Below are 18,037 nucleotides of genomic sequence, written 5' to 3'. Positions count from 1 at the left end.
TCTCCCGGTCAGACGAGGGTTGGAGGCGAGGCCTTACGCCAGGTTTTTACACAGTCACGTGCAGACGAACGTCGACGTTGCCGCGTGTGGCGTTGGAGTAAGGGCAGACTTGGTGGGCTGCATCGACCAGCGCCTGGGCTTCGGCTTGTTCAAGGCCCGGCAGGCTGATGTGCAGGTCGATGTCCAGACCGAAACCGCCAGGGATCTGGCCGATGCCGACGTGGGCAGTGATCGACGCGTCAGCCGGGATGGTTTTCTTGCTCTGGCCGGCGACGAATTTCAGTGCGCCGATGAAGCAGGCCGAGTAGCCGGCAGCAAACAGTTGCTCTGGGTTGGTGGCTTCGCCGCCAGCGCCGCCCAGTTCTTTCGGGGTGGCCAGTTTGACGTCGAGAATTTTGTTGTCGGAAACAGCGCGGCCATCACGGCCACCGGTTGCGGTTGCGACTGCAGTGTAGAGCGCTTGCATGGTAATTCCTCACGTGCTGATGGGTTGAATAGCGTTGAATGAATCAGGGTCTGCTTTGCGCTAAAGTTTTGTGCGCTAAGCAAGTGAAGTGAAATGTACTGTGCCAATGTTTAGTGCGCAAGATAAATTTTCGAGATTTTTGAGGTGAGTCGATGAAGGGGTCTGATCAGAGGCTCTCGAGCAGATTTCCACGCAGGGCGAGCAGGTCTTTCTGCAGGGCCTTGAGCTGTTCAAGGTTAATGCCGCTGGCGGCGAGAATGCATTGCGGAACGCCCTGGGCCTTTTTGTGCAGCGCCTTGCCTTGCTCGGTCAGGGTCAGCAGCACCACGCGTTCATCTTCCTTGCTGCGGGTCCGGCGGATCAGGCCTCCGGCTTCCAGGCGTTAGAGCAGTGGCGTCAGCGAGCCCGGTCGCCATGCGTCATACGGCAGCTCTACCCCATAGTCGTTAGCGCTACTGGATCCGCTCAGGATCAGGCTCAAACCGCATCCGAGCAGGACGTTGATGATTTTTGATCGGCCTTCACCAAGAGTCATAAGGGATGCCGAACTTGTCGATGTATGCTCGCGACTCTGGTTCTAGCTCCAAGGCATAACGACCGTTTGTACGCCCTTGGTCAGGTCCTTTTTCAACCACCTTGCCTTGCACCCGACTGACTTCGACTGCGTCAATACAAACTCCCATGAGCCAGGTTTTGACAACGCCACCAGGAGCCAGACCTACCACCAGATTCTTTCGGTAGTCATCGATCCATACCTTGCTTGTATCGCAATAGGTTTTCCCCCCTTCAAGCATGGATTGCTGAATTTGCTTCGGGATATCAATGTAAGCCTCGTAGGTCTGTGGCTCGGCCAACGACTGCCATCGCACGTAGACCTGCCGAGGGACATCTGCACGCCACACGTGTTTACCTTTTCCGTCGCCCGGTCGTGTAGGCCAGCCTTTTGGATTCCCCCGGAGATTGGGTGGCGTCTGGATCCCCGCCACGCCACTCATGGCCCGTCTGAATAACCGGCCTTTGACATCGACGACATTGGCTGTCTCAATCCAGACTTCCATGTAGTTGGGAGCAAAGAAGCCCAGTCGCCATGCGTCATAAGGCAGCTCCACCCCGTAGTCGTTAGCGCTACTGCATCCGCTCAGGATCAGGCTCAAAACGCATCCGAGCAGGACGTTGATGTTTTCTGATCGGCCTTCACCAAGAGTCATAAGGGATGCCGAACTTGTCGATGTAGGCCTGCGATGCCTCATTGGGAGGGCGATAGTAATGACCGTTTGAATGGCCTTCATGAGGACCTTTCTCGACTATGTGACCCTGCACGCGGCTGACTTCAATTGCATTTAGGCAGCCTCCCTGAATCCAGGTCTTAGTCACGCCTCCCGGAGCCAAGCCCACTGTAATCAGGTCTCTATAATCGTTGATCCATTTGTTATCTGCCCTGCAATATGCGCGCTCACCTTTCAGCATGGCTTTGCGAATGCCCTCAGGTAGTTCTATGTAGGCTTGATAGGTCTTCGGTTCGGCCAGAGATTGCCAACGCACGTATATAAAGCGAGGAAGATTAGCACCCGAGACTTGTTTTCCAGCGCCTGCTCCCGGATGTTTTGGCCAGCCCTTCGGATTGCCCGTTAAATTAGGAGGCGTCTGCACGGCTGCTACGCCACTCATTGCCCGCTTGAACCATCTGTCGTTGATATCCACAGCGTCAGCGGTTTCGATCCAGACCTCCATATAGTTGGGAGCAAAGAAGCCCAATCGCCAAGAGTCGTAAGGAAGTTCTACGTCGTCATAAATTGTGCTGCACCCGCTGAAGATCAGACCCAAAACGCATCCAAGCTGCGCTTTGAACTTACCGATTGTCATGAGCGATCCGCTGGTAGTCATCGGTTGGCCGGTTGATAAACATTGGTCCGATGCTTGTTCTATTCCTGTCTTTCACCGCATTCCAACCGGCTGAAAGATGTATGTACCGTAGTAACAACAAATCCTCTTCAGCGGTGGTCAGATCAAGCGTTGTTCTCCTGCCTGTTGCATAACCCAGAATCTTCGCTGAAATGGTGGCGAGATCAGTCGGCAAGGAAAGGCGCTGGTCGTGCTCGTTGATAACATCGAGCGGGGCGCCGTGCTGTACTGCCATCTCACGCATCACCCGCAGATAAATCTTCGACAAATCTCCCTCCACCTCACGATCAAGTGTGGTGATGACGTAAACCTGCTTGTGAAGGGGGATTTGATTTTCCTGCGTGCGCTCTTCGTCTTCGGAGCGGCAATGTATATCCACCTCAAGCCCCTGATCGACCAGGCGTTTGACCAAAGGACCGACGCTTTGAATGGATTGTAAAAAGGCAAGGGACTGTTCATTAGGCGTGGTCTTTCGTTCACGACTACTTGCCGGTTTCGCGACCAGCAGCCGTTCACGCATACGAGGCCGGTAGCCGCCGCCAATGTCTGAGTGCGAGCCGGGCAGAGCGATATCGTTCTCGGTGCGGATCAGGGCGAAGTTCAATCGATGCTCATCCCGCGCCACGAACTGCACCACTTTGCGAGCGGCACCGGTTGGAAGTCCCAGGTTGAGCACCCCGTTGCGGTCATTGCCGGGGCTGAAATCCAGCATTAACGGTGTGACAATGGCCGGCACGGTATCGAAGAGGCCAATAAAGTTCAGTTGAATGTCGTGCTGAACTCGCCAGCAGAAACTCTTGGCAAATAAAGGTGAGTCCGCAGGTAATACTTTCGCTATAAGGCTGTCAGCCCCTTTGCGCAGGTCATTGGCAAAGTGACGAGCAGCAGCGGCACCGCGACTGAAACCGAAAATATCCACTTCGATCCGTGAGATAAGTACATCCGGGTTGCTCCGGATAAACGGCCTTAAGTTCTTTAGAATTAGTTCAGAGCTCCGTTCAACCCGCGCAATAACCCCGTTTTTACCTCTCCCAGTTGCTTGCCCCCACAGATCATCCTCACCACCGCTGACAGTCCCAATACCTTCCAGATAAACCTTTAATGCCGCTTCTTCAGCATCCGGCTCGATCGAGACGTCGGAATGGTCCATGTACAAATCATAAAGCCGCGCCACATTCGAGGTGTCATTCCCAAAGCTGTTGTCTGGCGCACTCCCGTCAATCCCATAGCCAAACTCGGCACAGAACTTCTGAATTTCTTCGGCTTCATTTTCCAGCCCGACATCCCGCGCCATGCAACCTGCAACCGTTTCGCTGTTGGCCTGGTTGTTCCCGGTGCCATCAAAGAACACGCCAAGGCGCAGAGTGATCAGTTGCTCTTGCTCGACTTCTTCTTCCTCTTCTTCGAGGTCCTGCTCCATCTCCGCGTTGGCAGTACGTGCGCTGAGTGGCATCGACGTAGTTGCAACGGCAGCACCCTGCCTGTAACCAGCGGCGGAAAAAGGCCTGCCGGCTACTGCCGCCGAACTCTCCTCGTTCTCGTAGGTGGCACAGAACAGCGACGGCTCCAACCGGGCTTTACAGGGGCAACCGCTGACACTGTCCAGGGTGCCGGCCAGGCGAATGCCGTCACTGGTCATGTGGGAAATTCCGCCGCTGATACGATACGTTTTACCGTCGACACCGCACTTCACCGCGTCGCCCTCTCGCGACTGTTCAATGCCGTGCAACACCATGCGGGAGGTTGCTTGCGTGACGAATCCGCCACAGCTGGTCTTGTCGTTCAGTCGGATGTAATAACCGGTAGCCATCAGTGCTCGTTCCCTGTTCAGGTGTCGCGTCCATGCGAAAGAGTGGAGATGTGGGGAATCCACGCGAAAGCCTGATGGGCAGGTCGCGCAATGGAACCAAGTGGGGTGTTATTCGGCGTTAGCGCTGCCAACGGCAGGCAGGAAGTCGGCAGCCAAAGGGACGCCCTGGCGGGCTACGAACGGTCTGTGGGGCTGTGGCGTGTTGATGATCTCGTCGCCGTTGCACAAGCGGCTCCCCACCAACGCGACGTGACCATTGCTGTGGCCTGCGCCTGTGATGATGTGGGCGGTGGAACCATCCGGATAAAGAACGCAGTCTCCCTTGTGCGCTAAGCGCACTTGCTCGCCGTTCTCCAGGATGCAAGTGATGGTCGACTGCGTTTTTTGAACAATGCCGCCGTTGCGGGTCTGGCTGCCTTCAGTGGCAAGCCGGTAGATGCCGATGGGCGGATGGGTTAGGCAATAGGCTTCGTTTCTGCGAATAACCGCCACGGCGTCTTCGTGAAATTCAGCCATTTGCTCAGAGGTGAAGGTGGGCTCGTCGAGTGACTGAAGAAATTCGCCTGTCACTTCATTGGTGTACATCGGAGCGAGTGAGGTCGTCATGCCCAGGTCCTGAGTCGTGATCATTCTGAGAGAGGCCGTATCAATCAATGCGGAATGATTGAGCGGGTCGGACAGAAATGATGATCAGGGTCAAAGCCGGAAACCGAAGCGTCTTGCCTGCGATGATGTAGGACGGAAATGAAAAGCGCGTCGTCCATTTCTTGCAGAAAGTGTCTATTCGTACTCAGCAAAAAGCCCCTGACTCTTGCGAGTTCAGGGGCTTCACTGTGCGTGTGGGCGAGTGTCAGACAGTCATGTGCAGACGGACATCGACGTTGCCGCGCGTGGCATTGGAGTTAGGGCACTTGGCGGGCTGCATCGACCGGCGCCTGGGCTTCGGCTTGTTCAAAGCCAGCAGACTGATGTGCAGTACTGCGCTACTGCTGAGTGCGCACATTAAATTTTGAGCTTTTTGAGAATTGCCGATTACGGCAGCCGATCAGAGGCTCTCGTGCAGATTTCCACGCAGGGCGAGCAGGTCTTTCTGCAGGGCCTTGAGCTGTTCAAGGTTAATGCCGCTAGCGGCCAGAATGCATTGCGGAACGCTCTGCGCCTTTTTGTGCAGCGCCTTGCCTTGCTCGGTCAGGGTCAGCAGCACCACGCGCTCGTCTTCCTTGCTGCGGGTACGGCGAATCAGGCCTTCAGCTTCCAGTCGTTTCAGCAGCGGCGTCAGCGAGCCCGGATCGGTCAGCAGGCGCGTGCTCACTTCTCCGACGGTCAGGCCGTCGCGCTCCCACAACACCAGCATCGCCAGGTATTGCGGGTAGGTCAGGTTCAGCGCCTGCAGCAGCGGCTTGTACACCTTGGTCATCATCAGCGACGTCGAGTACAGGGCGAAACACAGCTGGTTGTCCAGCAGCAGCGCGTCGCAGCTGCCAGCGCCAGCCTTTTGGGATGGCTCGTTGGCGTTCATGGGTGTCCCTCGCTCGGTCAGTAATGGTCGGTAATTTAGTACCCAGATGTTTAATGCACCAGATAATTTCGGTAATGGCTGGGCGTGTAGCTTTCTATCGATCGGCGGCAGGCGCCGACAATGCTGTGAATCGGTGGTACACCCTGGAATCGTCAACGCGGATTTCCTCGACGGCGCTGACTGCGTAGCATGCGCGCTGAAATCGGATCAGAGGAACGCCCGTGATTGTCGACGTATTGATGTACCTGCTGCTGGGCGCCGCCATGGGCACACTGGGTGGACTGTTCGGCATTGGCGGCGGGCTGGTCGCCATTCCCGCGCTGGGCGTGTTGTTCGGGCTCGATCAGCAACTGGCCCAGGGCACGGCGTTGTTGATGGTGCTGCCCAACGTGCTGCTGGCGCTGTGGCGTTACAACCAGCGCAATCGGGTGTCGGTGCGCCATGCGCTGGCGCTCATCGTGCCCAGTTTCACGATGTCCTGGCTGACCTCACTGTGGGCGGTGCGCGTTGACCCGCAAAGCATGCGCCTGGGCTTCGTCGGGTTTCTCATCGTGCTGACGCTGTTCAACCTGATCCAGATGGTCTGGCGCAAGGGCACTGCAGGCGCCCAATTGCGCCACACCCGATGGTTGTGGCTGCTGGGCGTGGGCTCGGGCGTCACCGCCGGGCTGTTCGGCGTCGGCGGCGGGGTGATCGCGACACCCATTCTGACCGGCCTGTTTGGCGCAACGCAGGTGGCCGCTCAGGGCCTGGCGCTGGCACTGGCGGCGCCGAGCACCACGATTACCCTGGCCACTTACGCCTTGCACGGCCACGTCGACTGGCTGATGGGCATTCCCCTGGCCATCGGCGGGCTGGCCAGCATCAGCTGGGGCGTCGCCTTGGCGCACAGTTTGCCGGAGCGTACGTTGCGCTCGCTGTTCTGCGGCTTTCTGGTGATCTGCGCGATCATGCTGTGCTTCAAGCTGTGATCTCACAGCCTGAGTCTTTTTACAGCCTGAACCCCTCGGCAATGTGATCGGCCAGGCACTCGGTGATCGGCGACGGGTTGTTGGGGTTGCGCAGCAGCACGATGCTCGCCGACGGCAATTGCGGCAGCCCGTGCTGTTCTCCCAGCACTTCGAGGTCCGAGGTGATCAGGCTTTGCAACTGCGCGGTCACCGCCAGCCCGGCGCTGACCACCGCCATGATCGCTGACAGGCTCGCGCTGGTGTAGGCCACCCGGAACTCGCGGCCGGACGCCTGTAGCGCGTTGATTGCCCACTGCCGGCAAAAGCAGTCGGTGTTGAACATCGCCAGCGGCATCGGCGTTTGCTCCTGTGGGCAAAAGCCTGCGCCGACGGCCCAGACGAACCGCTCCTGGCGCAGGATCTGGCCGATTTCCTTGCCGGGCTCGCGGGTGACAATGCTCAGGTCCAGGTCCTGGCGTTGCAGCAACTGCGACGAAGACTCGCAATGCACTTCCACCTGCACCAGCGGATAGGCCTGGGCAAAACGCTGCAAAATCCCCGGCAGAAAGCGCATCACGTAATCGTCCGGCGTGCCGATCTTCACCGTGCCGACCATGTGCGGCTCGCGCAGGGTGTTGAACACTTCGCTGTGCAGTTTCAGGATCCGCCGCGCGTAGCCCAGCAGCACCTGGCCTTCCGCCGTGAAGCTGATGGTGCGGCCGTCTTTCAGAAACAACGGGCGCCGCACCACGTCCTCCTCCAGCCGTTTCATTTGCATGCTGACGGCCGACTGCGTGCGATTCACCACCTCGCCCGCCTTGGTGTAACCGCCCTCGTCGGCGATCGCGACAAAGGTGCGCAGCAGTTCGCTGTCGATACTCGGGTAGGTGGTCATGCATCAATCTCCCAGATGCAGTGCATAAGAAACATTCGTTGGATTGATCTTAGGCCCGGCGAGAGAATCTGCCCATCCCCACTGGAGGGCAGGACGATGAAAGGTCAAAAAGGTTATGTACTGGTCGCAAAGCCTCTGTCGCGGGCATTCGCGCTGAAACATTGGTGGAAAGGATTTGTGGCGCAGGTTGCTCGCTGGCGCAAGCTGCATCAGCAGCGCGTCGAACTGGCCATGCTGAGCGATGATGCGCTGAAGGATCTGGGCCTGAGTCGGGCGGATGTCTACGAAGAAATGCAGCGTCCTTTCTGGGATGACCCGATGAAGCGCTGACAGGGCAGCGGATGATCGGTTAGCGTTGGGCACCGCCATGGAGGTTGCAATGCCCGCCGAACTGCCGATCCACCCGCCACTTTCCCTCAAGCACGCGCGCCGGCTGGCGCTGGCCGCCCAGGGCTTCAGCAGTCGCCAGCCGCCTGCGACGATCAAGGCAGCCCACGTCACACAGCTGATCGAACGGCTCGGCGTGCTGCAGATCGATTCGGTCAACGCGCTGGTGCGATCGCACTACTTGCCGCTCTTTTCCCGGCTCGGCCCTTACCCGCGCACGTTGCTGGAACAGGCGGCATGGGGCCAGGGTCGGCAGCGCAAGCTGTTCGAATACTGGGGCCACGAGGCGTCGTTGCTGCCCCTGGAACTGTATCCGATGATGCGCTGGCGAATGCAGCGCGCGGCCCAGGGAGAGGGCATTTATCAGCAACTGGCCAAGTTTGGTCGCGAGCAGCAAACCACCATCGCCCGGGTGTTACAGACCGTTCGCGAGCAGGGCGCGTTGGGTGCGGGCAGTATCAGCACCCGACAGGATCGGGCCGGGCCGTGGTGGGACTGGAGCGCCGAAAAGCATGCGCTGGAGTGGCTCTTTGCAGCGGGTGAGGTCACGGTCGTCGGCCGTCGCGGTTTCGAGCGGTTGTACGATTTGCCCGAGCGCGTTCTGCCGTCGGCGATCGTCTGTCACCCCGATATTGGCGAATCCGACGCACAGCGCGGCTTGCTGCTGCATGCGGTCAAAGCGCTGGGCGTCGCTACCGAAAAGGACGTGCGCGATTATTTCCGGCAGGACCCGGCCCCGGCGAAGCGCGGGCTGGCAGAGCTGGTGGAGGAGGGCGCGGTTCAACGGGTTCAGGTGCAGGGCTGGAAGCAACCGGCGTATACGCTTCCTGGCCTGACGGTGCCGCGCAAGGTGGCGGCCAGCGCGTTGCTGTCGCCTTTCGATTCCTTGATCTGGGAGCGGGCGCGCACCGAGCGGCTGTTCGATTTCCACTACCGTCTGGAGATCTACACCCCGGCGCACAAGCGGATTTACGGCTATTACGTGCTGCCGTTTTTGCACAACGAACGCATCGCCGCGCGCATCGACCTGCGTGCTGAACGGGCGGCAGGGCGTCTGGCGGTCCATGGGGTTCACGAAGAGCAACCCGGACTGGATGACGAAGGCATGCACGCCCTGGCGATGCACCTGCGGCAACTGGCGAACTGGCTGGAACTGCCGCACGTGCTGATCAACTGCCAGCGCGCCAGTGCGGCGCGCTTGCGGGAGGCGTTTGTGGCCAGCGGCTTCGATCACCTGTAATCAAATGTAGATTCTCGGGTCTGACATCCGAGGCTTTCCCGGCTAAAGCCAGTCCTACAGAAAACAGCGCGCCGTTAGTAGGACCGGCTTCAGCCGGGAAGGGGCCATGGCAGTCAGACGCAGCCCCCCTACCGACGCACCTGCTTCAACGTCTCGGCGATCAAAAACGCCAGCTCCAGCGACTGATCGGCATTCATCCGCGGATCACAGTGGGTGTGGTAACGGTCCGACAAGCCATCTTCGGTAATCGGACGCGCGCCGCCGATGCATTCGGTGACGTTCTGTCCGGTCATCTCGATGTGGATGCCCCCGGCGTAGGTCCCTTCGGCCTGATGCACCTGGAAGAACTGCTTCACTTCCGCAAGGATCTGGGCGAAGTCGCGGGTCTTGTAACCGCTGCTGGCCTTGATCGTGTTGCCATGCATCGGGTCCGAACTCCACAGCACCTTCTTGCCTTCGCGCTCCACTGCACGGATCAGCCCCGGCAAATGGTCGCCGACCTTGTTGGCGCCCATGCGCGCAATCAGGTTCAAGCGTCCCGGGTCGTTGTCCGGGTTGAGGATGTCGATCAGGCGGATCAGGTCGTCGGTGTTCATGCTCGGGCCGACCTTGACGCCGATCGGGTTCTTCACGCCGCGCAGGAATTCCACATGGGCGCCGTCCAGCTGCCGCGTGCGGTCGCCGATCCACAGCATGTGCGCCGAGCAATCGTAGAAGTCATTAGTCAGGCTGTCGCGGCGGACGAAGGCTTCTTCGAAATTCAGCAGCAGCGCTTCGTGGGCGGTGAAGAAACTGGTTTCGCGCAATTGCGGCGAGGTGTCCATGCCGCAGGCGCGCATGAAGGCCAGGGTCTCGTCGATGCGATCGGCGAGCTGGCTGTATTTGTCCGACAGCGCCGAGTTGGCGATGAAATCCAGGTTCCACTTGTGCACTTGATGCAGGTCGGCAAAACCGCCCTGGGCGAAAGCGCGCAGCAGATTGAGGGTCGCGGTGGACTGGTGATACGCCTGCAGCAGGCGATCAGGGTCGGGCACGCGGCTCTTCTCGTCGAAGCCGATGCCGTTGACGATGTCGCCGCGGTACGCCGGCAAGGTCACGCCATCTATCGTCTCGTCGTTGGACGAGCGCGGCTTGGCGAATTGCCCGGCCATGCGCCCGACCTTGACCACCGGACAACCGGCTGCAAACGTCATGACGATCGCCATTTGCAGCAGCACCTTGAAGGTGTCGCGGATTTTCGCCGCCGAGAATTCGAAGAAGCTCTCCGCGCAATCGCCACCCTGCAGCAGGAACGCCCGGCCCTCGGTGACCTCGGCAAACTGTCGGCGCAGCTCGCGTGCTTCCCCGGCAAACACCAGCGGCGGGTAGCTGGCAAGGGTCTGTTCGACACGGCGAACGTGCTCGGCGTCCGGGTATTGAGGTTGCTGCTGGATAGGCAGGTTCCGCCAGCTGTCGGGGCTCCAGGGTTGGCTCATGTTGAACTCGAAGTCAGTGCGATCGGACAGGCATGTTAGCAGCTCGCTCCGAGAATTTGCGTGACCTGCGGGGCGTGATTCGCCGACAATCCGCGCCTTTGCGGGCCGCTTTCAGCTCCCTTTTGCACGCCAGGCCCGGTGCGCGGCTACGTCGATCGCTGAGCGCGGCGATGCTAATCCCTGCGGGCGCTATCCCGAATCACTCTGACCATGGGCACGAGAACAGCAATGACCGAGGAACGCGTAGAGCACGTGTTGGCCGAAGTTCACGACGAATTCGGCAAAATCCGCGTACTTGAAGTGGCCGATTACCGCTTCCTGGAGTTCGGTGACGCCATCGAACAGAGTTGCACGTTCACGGCTGATCCGGCCTGGCTCGAATACGACTACACCCGCGCCATGTTCATTGGCGCCCTGTGCCATCCCGCCCCGGAAAGCGCGCTGTTCATGGGCCTTGGTGCGGGCACGCTGACCCAGGCGTGCCTGAAGTTTCTCCCCCTCGACGACGTCGAAGCCATCGAACTGCGCCCCGATGTGCCGCGTCTGGCCATGGAGTACATGGGCCTGCAGGACGATCCCCGGCTGTACGTGCGCATCGGCGACGCCCTCGACCTGCTGCCGACCGCCGAAGACGCTGACCTGATTTTCGTCGATCTCTACACCGACACCGGCCCTGCCGTGGGCCATCTGGCCTGGGGGTTTCTCGAAAAATGCCAACAGCGCCTCAACCCCGGCGGCTGGCTGATCATCAACCAGTGGGCGTCGGACGATGGCAAACCACTTGGGGCGGCGCTGCTGCGCGGGCTTTATCACCGGCATTACTGGGAACTGCCGGTGAAGGAGGGCAACGTCATCCTTATCGTCCCCGCTGACCTTGATCAGACGCTCGACATCGACGCGCTGACCCAGCGCGCCGAAAGCCTCGCGCCGCAGCTGGGCTATTCGCTGTTGCCGCTGATCAAGACGCTGCGGCCTGCGACGTGATCAGCATCCCCGTTCAGCCGGCTCTGTCAGCAAACTCTGATTAGCAGCCTTTGAACACCGGGGTGCGTTTTTCCATCATCGCCTGCAGGCCTTCCTTGGCGTCTTCGCTGTCGAGCACCCGCCGGACCAGCGCCGGCAACGCCTTCGCCGCGACGCTTTCACCCTCGAGCACAGCCTGACGCGCGGACTCCAGGGTGGTGCGGACTCCCAGGGGTGCCCGGTCGGCGATGTGCCGGGCCAGGCGCAACGCCGAGGGCAGTAGGTCTTCCGGGGCCATCACCTCCTGCACCAGGCCCATGCGGCAGGCTTCGTGGGCGTCGAATTCATCGCCCGTCAGCAGCCAGCGCATGGCATTGCCCCAGCCCGCGATCTGGTGCAGCCGCAGGGTCGCGCCACCAAAGGCGAAAATGCCGCGCTGCACTTCCAGATGGGCGAAGCGGGCGTTGCTCGCGCACAGGTTGATATCAGCGGCGAGCATCAGCTCGATGCCCAGGGTCAGGCACCAGCCCTGGGCCGCGACGATCACCGGCTTGCTGACTCGCGGACCGACCGACAGACCCCAGGGATCGTAACCGCCGGGCGGGAGCGTCCAGCCTTCTCTCAGTGCCGGGCCGGCCTCGGCCAGATCGAGCCCGCCGGTGAAATGGTCGCCGTGGGCAAACACCACCGCGACCCGCGCCTGGTCGTTACGCTCGAACTCCCCGTAGGCCAGGCTCAGCTGGTTGAGCATATCCAGGTCGAAGGCGTTGCGTTTTGCGGCGCGGTCCAGGCCGATGAGCATGATTGCGCCGCGCTGTTCCCGGCTGACGTGGCCTTTGATCGAAGAGGTCATGTCGCTGTTTCCTGCAGATGAGGAGAAAGGGAGGGTGGGGTGTCGCACTGTCTGGGTGAATCGTTTAAGCTCTGCCCGCTACCGATACCGGGCACATGAAAAGTAGACACTGACGCAGCTTTGCGCAAAGCCTGTGACAGTTGGCCGCAAGGGGCTGATTCGCGAAAAAAATCCTCACTTATTTCAGCATTTCCGGTATAGTGCGCGCCGGCCTTTCATAGGGCCCTCGTCACGGTATGGGTTCGCGAAGCCATCTTCTCGAACCGGTTCGGTCACGAACCACCCATGACGATCCATTCATCAATACGTTTTCGCAAATCCCCGCCGACAAAGCAGCCAGGGTGACTCTAGGGTCTTACACGGCACGCGCAGCTTTGAAGCATGGGTCTTTGCGGATGCACTCAGAGGCAGACCCATGACCCAGGAAACCGGCGGCTTCGCCGCTCTTAACCTTCACCCGACAATTGTTGCAGCTGTAGTAGCCACCGGCTACGAAGAGCCTTCGGCCATCCAGCAGCAATCGATTCCAATCATCCTCGCCGGTCACGACATGATCGGCCAGGCGCAGACAGGTACCGGTAAAACCGCCGCCTTCGCTCTGCCAATCCTGAGCCTGATCGACCCGGCGAAACGCGAGCCGCAAGCGCTGATCCTCGCGCCGACTCGTGAGCTGGCCCTGCAAGTGGCCACCGCGTTCGAAACCTACGCCAAGCAAATGCCGGGCGTGACCGTTGTGGCTGTCTACGGCGGCGCGCCGATGGGCCCACAGCTGAAAGCCATTCGCAACGGCGCTCAGATTGTCGTCGCCACCCCGGGTCGTCTGTGTGACCACCTGCGTCGTGACGAGAAAGTCCTGGCCACCGTTAACCACCTGGTTCTCGACGAAGCCGACGAAATGCTCAAGCTGGGCTTCATGGATGACCTCGAAGTCATCTTCAAGGCCATGCCTGAAACCCGTCAGACCGTGCTGTTCTCGGCGACCCTGCCGCAGTCGATCCGCGCGATCGCCGAGCGTCACCTGAAAGACCCGAAGCACGTCAAGATCCAGAGCAAGACCCAGACCGTTACCGCGATCGAGCAGGCTCACCTGCTGGTTCACGCTGACCAGAAGACCTCTGCCGTACTGAGCCTGCTGGAAGTCGAAGATTTCGACGCCCTGATCATGTTCGTGCGCACCAAACAGGCCACTCTGGATCTGGCCAGCGCCCTTGAAGCCAAAGGCTACAAGGCTGCTGCGCTGAACGGCGACATCGCCCAGAACCAGCGTGAACGCGTCATCGACTCCCTCAAGGATGGCCGTCTGGACATCGTTGTTGCGACTGACGTTGCTGCCCGTGGTCTGGACGTTCCGCGCATCACTCACGTGTTCAACGTTGATATGCCGTACGACCCGGAAGCCTACGTTCACCGTATCGGCCGTACTGGCCGTGCCGGTCGCGAAGGTCGCGCCCTGTTGCTGGTCACCCCGCGTGAGCGTCGCATGCTGCAAGTGATCGAGCGCATGACCGGTCAGAAAATCGCCGAAGTCCGCCTGCCGGACTCCCAGGCCGTTCTCGATGCCCGCATCAAGAAACTGACCAACAGCCTGTCGCCGCTGGTCGCTGATGCCGAAGCAAGCCATGGCGAACTGCTGGACCGCCTGACTGCCGACATCGGTTGCACCCCGCGTGCCCTGGCCGCTGCTCTGCTGCGCAAGGCCACCAACGGTCAGGCGCTGACCCTGGGCGCGATCGAGAAAGAACGCCCACTGGTGCCGAACAACGCACCACGTGGTGATCGTCCGGAGCGTCCAGCAGGCGACCGTCCTGATCGTGGCGACCGCGAACGTCGTGCCCCGGTGCCGTTGGCCGAAGGCCGTGCTCGCTGCCGTACCGCGCTCGGTGCCCGTGACGGCATCGCTGCGAAAAACCTGTTGGGGGCCATCCTCAACGAAGGTGGCCTGGCTCGTGAAGCAATCGGTCGCATCCAGGTGCGTGACAGCTTCAGCCTCGTCGAACTGCCGGAAGACGGTCTCGAGCGCCTGCTGGCCAAGCTGAAAGACACCCGCGTTGCCGGCAAGCAGCTGAAGCTGCGTCGCTATCGTGAGGACTGATCTGCTCTTGAGCTGATCGTCTGAATAAAAAAATCCCCGACTGGTTCGGGGATTTTTTTTGCGTGGGATTTGGGGGCTAGTACTGCGTTTGGATGACTATTTGAAGGGGACTGATTTATTTACAACTATTTGTATATTTGAAGGGGACTGATTTATTTACAACGCTTCACCGTAAATTAATCTGTCCCCGTTTTGTCTCTGGCGCCGATCCCATAGACGGAGGGGGAGGCACCAGGCCGAGTGGGTTTTGGTTGGGTAGGACCGGCTTCAGCCGGGAAGGCGTCGTTGCCACACAACTGACCGGGGACAGATTAATTTACGATGAAGCGCTGTAAATAAATCAGTCCCCTATAAGTGCGCTATAAGTGCGCTTCCCGGCTGAAGCCGCTCCACGGGGACAAAACCAACCCCCTCAACCAAACCGATAGATGTCCATCCCCAACGCACCCATGGTAAAGCCTTGGTGCTCGATGCTGAATTCCCCGCCCGCCGCCCGCGCGAAATACAGCGGCAGTATTTGAAGGGCACTTATTTGAAGGGGACTGATTTATTTACAACGCTTCACCGTAAATTAATCTGTCCCCGTTTTGTCTTGGCGCCGATCCCATAGACGGAGGGGGAGGCACGAGGCCGAGTGGGTTTTGGTTGGGTAGGACCGGCTTCAGCCGAGAAGGCGTCGGATGCCACACAACTGACCGGGGACAGATTAATTTACGATGAAGCGCTGTAAATAAATCAGTCCCCTATAAGTGAGTCCCCTATAAGTGCAGGTGACACCCCATAATCGATGGCGTTTGACCTGGCCTCTTCCCGGCTAAAGCCAGTCCTACGGAGCTGAATCAGCTCTCCTCAACCAAACCGATAGATGTCCATCCCCAACGCACCCATGGTGAAGCCCTGATGCTCAATGCTGAACTGTCCGCCCGCCGCCCGCGCGAAATACAGCGGCAGCAGGTGTTCATCGGTCGGGTGGTTGCGCGCGGCGTTTGGTGCCTGATTTCGATAGTCGTGCAGCGCTTCCAGGTCGTCCGCCGCGAGCTTTTCCACCATCCAGTCGCGGAATGCGAGGGCCCAGGGCGTGATGCTCTCAGGTCCCGCCTGCCAGTCCAGCTCGCGCAAATTGTGGGTGATGCTGCCAGAGCCGATCAGCAGAACGTTTTCCTCACGCAGCCGATTCAGCGCCTGCCCAACGCGTGTCTGCAGGGCAGGGCCCATCCGCGTGGGCAGTGAAACCTGCACGATGGGAATGTCCGCCCGCGGGTACATCAACGACAATGGCACCCAAACCCCATGGTCGAACGGTCGCTCGGTGTTCATGCGCGCCGGCAGGTCAGCCTCTGCCAGCAGCTCCAGCACGCGCTGCGTCAGCTCCGGCATGCCGGACGCCGGGTACTGCACGGCGAAGAGTGCAGGGGGGAAGCCACCGAAGTCATGCCAGGTCTCAGGCTGCGGATTGCCGTTGACCAGCAGCTCGTTGCTTTCCCAGTGCGCCGAGACCATTACGATGGCCTTGGGGCGCGGCAGGGCGGCGGCCAGACGCGCGAGCGCCGGCCCGCTCTCGCCCGGTTCGAGGGCAAGCATGGGCGAGCCGTGGGAAATGAACAGGCTAGGCAGCATTTGCAGTGTCCTGAGCGTATAAGGTGAGTGGCATCATCGGGCAGTGCATCCATCTAAATCTAATATAAGTTTTCGTCCGTTTTGATCGGGATATCAGGAGTGTCTATGGAGCCGCGTTTTTGGCATGAGCGCTGGGCGATCAATCAGATCGGTTTCAATCAGGCGTCTGTGAATCCGCACCTGTTGCGCCTGTGGCCAGAGCTCACCGCCATGCCAGGGGAGCGCGTGCTGGTGCCTTTGTGCGGCAAAAGCATCGACATGGTCTGGCTGCTCAACCAGGGGTTTCACGTGGTGGGCGCGGAATTGTCTGAGTTAGCGGTGGCTGGCTTCTTCAGCGAGAACGGCTGGCAGCCCACGATTGAAGAGCGTGGCGCGCTCAAGGTCTATCGTGGGGAGGGCTGCGAGATCTGGTGCGGCGACTTCTTTGCCCTCACGCCGGAAGACGTTGGCGACTGCACCGCATTCTACGACCGAGCCGCCCTGATCGCGCTGCCGCCGGACCTGCGCTGGCGTTACGTCAAACAGCTCAATCATCTGTTGTCGAACGATGCCTGCGGCTTGCTGGTGACGCTGGATTACGATCAGTCGCTGATTGCCGGCCCGCCGTTCTCGGTGGATGAGGACGAGGTGCTGCAGTTGCTCTCCCCGGACTGGCGAGTCAAGCGCGTCGCGGATCTGGACGTGCTGGAGGAGGGTGTGAAGTTCAAGCAGGCGGGGGCGACGTCCCTCATGGAATATGCGTATCGGCTGTATCGCCGATAGCGCAGCGCAAAGAAATCAGCACAAAAGAAAAGGGCGACTTCACGTCGCCCTTTCTGGATGCAGCCTCTACGCAATCAACCGCGGCGACGAAGCGCCTCGATGCGCTCTTCCAGCGGCGGGTGGCTCATGAACAGCCCGGCCAGGCCGTGCTTCAAACCACCGTTGATACCGAACGCCGTCATGCTTTCGGGCATTTGCACCGGAACGCCCTGTTCCGAACGCAGACGCTGCAGAGCGCTGATCATCGCGCCCGTACCGGCCAGGCGGGCACCGGCGTCGTCGGCGCGGTATTCACGCTTGCGCGAGAACCACATGACGATGGCGCTGGCGAGGAAGCCCAGCACGATTTCAGCGAAGATGGTCGCGATGTAGAACGCGATGCCACGGCCTTCTTCGGTCTTGAAGATCACCTTGTCGACGAAGTTGCCGATGATTCGGGCGAAGAACATGACGAAGGTGTTGACCACGCCCTGGACCAGCGCCAGCGTCACCATGTCGCCGTTGGCAACGTGACCGATCTCGTGAGCCAGCACTGCTTTCACTTCATCGGGCGAGAAGCGCTCCAGCAGTCCCTGGCTGACCGCGACCAGCGCGTCGTTCTTGTTCCAGCCGGTGGCAAAGGCATTGGCCTCGTAGGCAGGGAAAATACCCACTTCCGGCATCTTGATGCCTGCATCGCGGGACAGTTGTTCCACGGTCTGCAGCAGCCATTGCTCATGACGGGTGCGGGGTTGGGTGATGATCTCGGTGCCTGTGCTCATCTTCGCCATCCACTTGGAGATGAACAGCGAGAACAGCGAACCGGCGAAACCGAACACAGCGCAGAAGATCAGCAGCTGATTGAGGTTCAGATCAACCCCGTTGGCCGCCATGAACCCGTTGAAGCCAAAAAGGCTCAGGGTGATGCTGGCAATCAGCACGACCGCAAGGTTAGTGGCCAAAAACAGCAAAATGCGCATCATGGTTAAGAGTTTCTCCTCGGGAAGAATATGTAACGTACTGCGGGGGTATATAAGGTGATGTCGGGGTGTATTCAACCGGGCGATCATTTCAAACTGTGTCGTTTGCTGTCGCGCTGGCGAAAAGCCTCATCGGCAAGAGGGTGA

17 protein-coding genes and 3 pseudogenes are annotated in these 18,037 nt (G+C 59.9%); 6 read left to right on the top strand and 14 right to left on the bottom strand.

Annotation, left to right across the window (positions count from 1 at the left end):
• Positions 1-46: 46 nt before the first annotated feature.
• The 8 genes and pseudogenes from QWI18_RS08680 to QWI18_RS08645 all read right to left on the bottom strand — a co-directional run bounded on the left by QWI18_RS08680 (position 47) and on the right by QWI18_RS08645 (position 5,697).
• On the bottom strand, positions 47-466 hold the full coding sequence (locus QWI18_RS08680; protein WP_065993050.1) for an organic hydroperoxide resistance protein: 420 nt from the start codon (positions 464-466) through the stop codon (positions 47-49).
• A 166-nt stretch (positions 467-632) separates the two neighbouring features.
• Positions 633-875: pseudogene (locus tag QWI18_RS08675) on the bottom strand (MarR family winged helix-turn-helix transcriptional regulator); the annotation flags it as partial.
• A 112-nt stretch (positions 876-987) separates the two neighbouring features.
• Positions 988-1,674, bottom strand: coding sequence for a DUF2931 family protein (locus tag QWI18_RS08670; RefSeq protein ID WP_369318638.1), 687 nt, complete (start codon positions 1,672-1,674; stop codon positions 988-990).
• On the bottom strand, positions 1,661-2,329 hold the full coding sequence (locus QWI18_RS08665) for a DUF2931 family protein (RefSeq protein ID WP_369318637.1): 669 nt from the start codon (positions 2,327-2,329) through the stop codon (positions 1,661-1,663). The genes QWI18_RS08670 and QWI18_RS08665 overlap by 14 nt, the downstream gene beginning before the upstream one ends.
• Positions 2,316-4,178 (bottom strand): PAAR domain-containing protein, encoded by a 1,863-nt coding sequence (locus tag QWI18_RS08660; RefSeq protein WP_369318636.1) that lies wholly within the window; start codon positions 4,176-4,178, stop codon positions 2,316-2,318. The genes QWI18_RS08665 and QWI18_RS08660 overlap by 14 nt, the downstream gene beginning before the upstream one ends.
• 108 nt (positions 4,179-4,286) lie before the next feature.
• The gene (locus QWI18_RS08655) at positions 4,287-4,784 is read right to left on the bottom strand and encodes a hypothetical protein (protein ID WP_369318635.1); all 498 of its coding nucleotides are present in this window, start codon (positions 4,782-4,784) and stop codon (positions 4,287-4,289) included.
• A gap of 244 nt (positions 4,785-5,028) precedes the next feature.
• Positions 5,029-5,154 (bottom strand): annotated as a pseudogene (locus QWI18_RS08650) (organic hydroperoxide resistance protein); the annotation flags it as partial.
• Positions 5,155-5,223: 69 nt separating this feature from the next.
• Positions 5,224-5,697: a MarR family winged helix-turn-helix transcriptional regulator gene (locus QWI18_RS08645; RefSeq protein WP_369318634.1), complete on the bottom strand. Its 474-nt coding sequence runs from the start codon at positions 5,695-5,697 to the stop codon at positions 5,224-5,226.
• A 224-nt stretch (positions 5,698-5,921) separates the two neighbouring features.
• Here QWI18_RS08645 and QWI18_RS08640 point away from each other — a divergent pair, with 224 nt between their 5' ends.
• Complete coding sequence (locus tag QWI18_RS08640) at positions 5,922-6,668, top strand: sulfite exporter TauE/SafE family protein (RefSeq protein ID WP_296311872.1); 747 nt, start codon at positions 5,922-5,924, stop codon at positions 6,666-6,668.
• A gap of 19 nt (positions 6,669-6,687) precedes the next feature.
• Here the strand turns inward: QWI18_RS08640 and QWI18_RS08635 are convergent, their stop codons facing one another.
• A complete protein-coding gene (locus QWI18_RS08635; RefSeq protein WP_065993052.1) occupies positions 6,688-7,542 on the bottom strand; it encodes a LysR substrate-binding domain-containing protein in 855 nt (284 codons plus the stop codon).
• Between the two features lie 96 nt (positions 7,543-7,638).
• On the opposite strand from QWI18_RS08635, the gene QWI18_RS08630 reads away from it, so the two are divergent.
• Both QWI18_RS08630 and QWI18_RS08625 read left to right on the top strand, forming a co-directional pair.
• Entirely contained in the window at positions 7,639-7,872 is a 234-nt protein-coding gene (locus QWI18_RS08630) for a DUF1127 domain-containing protein (RefSeq protein ID WP_244657006.1), read from the top strand.
• A 49-nt stretch (positions 7,873-7,921) separates the two neighbouring features.
• Positions 7,922-9,169 (top strand): winged helix-turn-helix domain-containing protein, encoded by a 1,248-nt coding sequence (locus QWI18_RS08625; protein ID WP_369318633.1) that lies wholly within the window; start codon positions 7,922-7,924, stop codon positions 9,167-9,169.
• Between the two features lie 128 nt (positions 9,170-9,297).
• On the opposite strand, the gene QWI18_RS08620 is transcribed toward QWI18_RS08625, so the two are convergent.
• The gene (locus QWI18_RS08620) at positions 9,298-10,644 is read right to left on the bottom strand and encodes a class II 3-deoxy-7-phosphoheptulonate synthase (protein WP_065993057.1); all 1,347 of its coding nucleotides are present in this window, start codon (positions 10,642-10,644) and stop codon (positions 9,298-9,300) included.
• Positions 10,645-10,872: 228 nt separating this feature from the next.
• Here QWI18_RS08620 and QWI18_RS08615 point away from each other — a divergent pair, with 228 nt between their 5' ends.
• Positions 10,873-11,628 carry a spermidine synthase gene (locus QWI18_RS08615; RefSeq protein ID WP_065993059.1) on the top strand — a complete coding sequence of 252 codons (756 nt, stop codon included), beginning with the start codon at positions 10,873-10,875 and terminating at the stop codon, positions 11,626-11,628.
• A 40-nt stretch (positions 11,629-11,668) separates the two neighbouring features.
• On the opposite strand, the gene QWI18_RS08610 is transcribed toward QWI18_RS08615, so the two are convergent.
• Positions 11,669-12,460, bottom strand: coding sequence for a crotonase/enoyl-CoA hydratase family protein (locus tag QWI18_RS08610; RefSeq protein ID WP_369318632.1), 792 nt, complete (start codon positions 12,458-12,460; stop codon positions 11,669-11,671).
• Positions 12,461-12,875: 415 nt separating this feature from the next.
• On the opposite strand from QWI18_RS08610, the gene QWI18_RS08605 reads away from it, so the two are divergent.
• Positions 12,876-14,552 carry a DEAD/DEAH box helicase gene (locus QWI18_RS08605; RefSeq protein ID WP_065993064.1) on the top strand — a complete coding sequence of 559 codons (1,677 nt, stop codon included), beginning with the start codon at positions 12,876-12,878 and terminating at the stop codon, positions 14,550-14,552.
• A 412-nt stretch (positions 14,553-14,964) separates the two neighbouring features.
• Here QWI18_RS08605 and QWI18_RS08600 read toward each other — a convergent pair.
• A pseudogene (locus QWI18_RS08600) lies at positions 14,965-15,069 on the bottom strand (dioxygenase); the annotation flags it as partial.
• A 332-nt stretch (positions 15,070-15,401) separates the two neighbouring features.
• Positions 15,402-16,169 (bottom strand): class III extradiol ring-cleavage dioxygenase, encoded by a 768-nt coding sequence (locus QWI18_RS08595; protein ID WP_369318631.1) that lies wholly within the window; start codon positions 16,167-16,169, stop codon positions 15,402-15,404.
• 105 nt (positions 16,170-16,274) lie between these two features.
• On the opposite strand from QWI18_RS08595, the gene QWI18_RS08590 reads away from it, so the two are divergent.
• Entirely contained in the window at positions 16,275-16,931 is a 657-nt protein-coding gene (locus QWI18_RS08590) for a thiopurine S-methyltransferase (RefSeq protein ID WP_369318630.1), read from the top strand.
• 74 nt (positions 16,932-17,005) lie between these two features.
• Here the strand turns inward: QWI18_RS08590 and htpX are convergent, their stop codons facing one another.
• Entirely contained in the window at positions 17,006-17,893 is an 888-nt protein-coding gene (gene htpX, locus QWI18_RS08585; protein WP_369318629.1) for a protease HtpX, read from the bottom strand.
• Positions 17,894-18,037 lie beyond the last annotated feature (144 nt).

The sequence above is a fragment of the Pseudomonas sp. W2Oct36 genome (assembly GCF_041060465.1).
Taxonomy (GTDB): Bacteria; Pseudomonadota; Gammaproteobacteria; order Pseudomonadales; family Pseudomonadaceae; genus Aquipseudomonas; species Aquipseudomonas graminis_B.
This window is presented reverse-complemented; position numbering and strand designations above follow the sequence as displayed.

What these genes read in the sequence shown, in the direction of transcription:
- htpX (WP_369318629.1), bottom strand. Translation starts at nt 17,893, where the DNA reads ATGATGCGCATTTTGCTGTTTTTGGCCACTAACCTTGCGGTCGTGCTG.
- QWI18_RS08635 (WP_065993052.1), bottom strand. Translation starts at nt 7,542, where the DNA reads ATGACCACCTACCCGAGTATCGACAGCGAACTGCTGCGCACCTTTGTC.
- QWI18_RS08615 (WP_065993059.1), top strand. Translation starts at nt 10,873, where the DNA reads ATGACCGAGGAACGCGTAGAGCACGTGTTGGCCGAAGTTCACGACGAA.
- QWI18_RS08680 (WP_065993050.1), bottom strand. Translation starts at nt 466, where the DNA reads ATGCAAGCGCTCTACACTGCAGTCGCAACCGCAACCGGTGGCCGTGAT.
- QWI18_RS08655 (WP_369318635.1), bottom strand. Translation starts at nt 4,784, where the DNA reads ATGACGACCTCACTCGCTCCGATGTACACCAATGAAGTGACAGGCGAA.
- QWI18_RS08670 (WP_369318638.1), bottom strand. Translation starts at nt 1,674, where the DNA reads ATGACTCTTGGTGAAGGCCGATCAGAAAACATCAACGTCCTGCTCGGA.
- QWI18_RS08605 (WP_065993064.1), top strand. Translation starts at nt 12,876, where the DNA reads ATGACCCAGGAAACCGGCGGCTTCGCCGCTCTTAACCTTCACCCGACA.
- QWI18_RS08595 (WP_369318631.1), bottom strand. Translation starts at nt 16,169, where the DNA reads ATGCTGCCTAGCCTGTTCATTTCCCACGGCTCGCCCATGCTTGCCCTC.
- QWI18_RS08610 (WP_369318632.1), bottom strand. Translation starts at nt 12,460, where the DNA reads ATGACCTCTTCGATCAAAGGCCACGTCAGCCGGGAACAGCGCGGCGCA.
- QWI18_RS08660 (WP_369318636.1), bottom strand. Translation starts at nt 4,178, where the DNA reads ATGGCTACCGGTTATTACATCCGACTGAACGACAAGACCAGCTGTGGC.
- QWI18_RS08665 (WP_369318637.1), bottom strand. Translation starts at nt 2,329, where the DNA reads ATGACAATCGGTAAGTTCAAAGCGCAGCTTGGATGCGTTTTGGGTCTG.
- QWI18_RS08590 (WP_369318630.1), top strand. Translation starts at nt 16,275, where the DNA reads ATGGAGCCGCGTTTTTGGCATGAGCGCTGGGCGATCAATCAGATCGGT.
- QWI18_RS08630 (WP_244657006.1), top strand. Translation starts at nt 7,639, where the DNA reads ATGAAAGGTCAAAAAGGTTATGTACTGGTCGCAAAGCCTCTGTCGCGG.
- QWI18_RS08620 (WP_065993057.1), bottom strand. Translation starts at nt 10,644, where the DNA reads ATGAGCCAACCCTGGAGCCCCGACAGCTGGCGGAACCTGCCTATCCAG.
- QWI18_RS08645 (WP_369318634.1), bottom strand. Translation starts at nt 5,697, where the DNA reads ATGAACGCCAACGAGCCATCCCAAAAGGCTGGCGCTGGCAGCTGCGAC.
- QWI18_RS08625 (WP_369318633.1), top strand. Translation starts at nt 7,922, where the DNA reads ATGCCCGCCGAACTGCCGATCCACCCGCCACTTTCCCTCAAGCACGCG.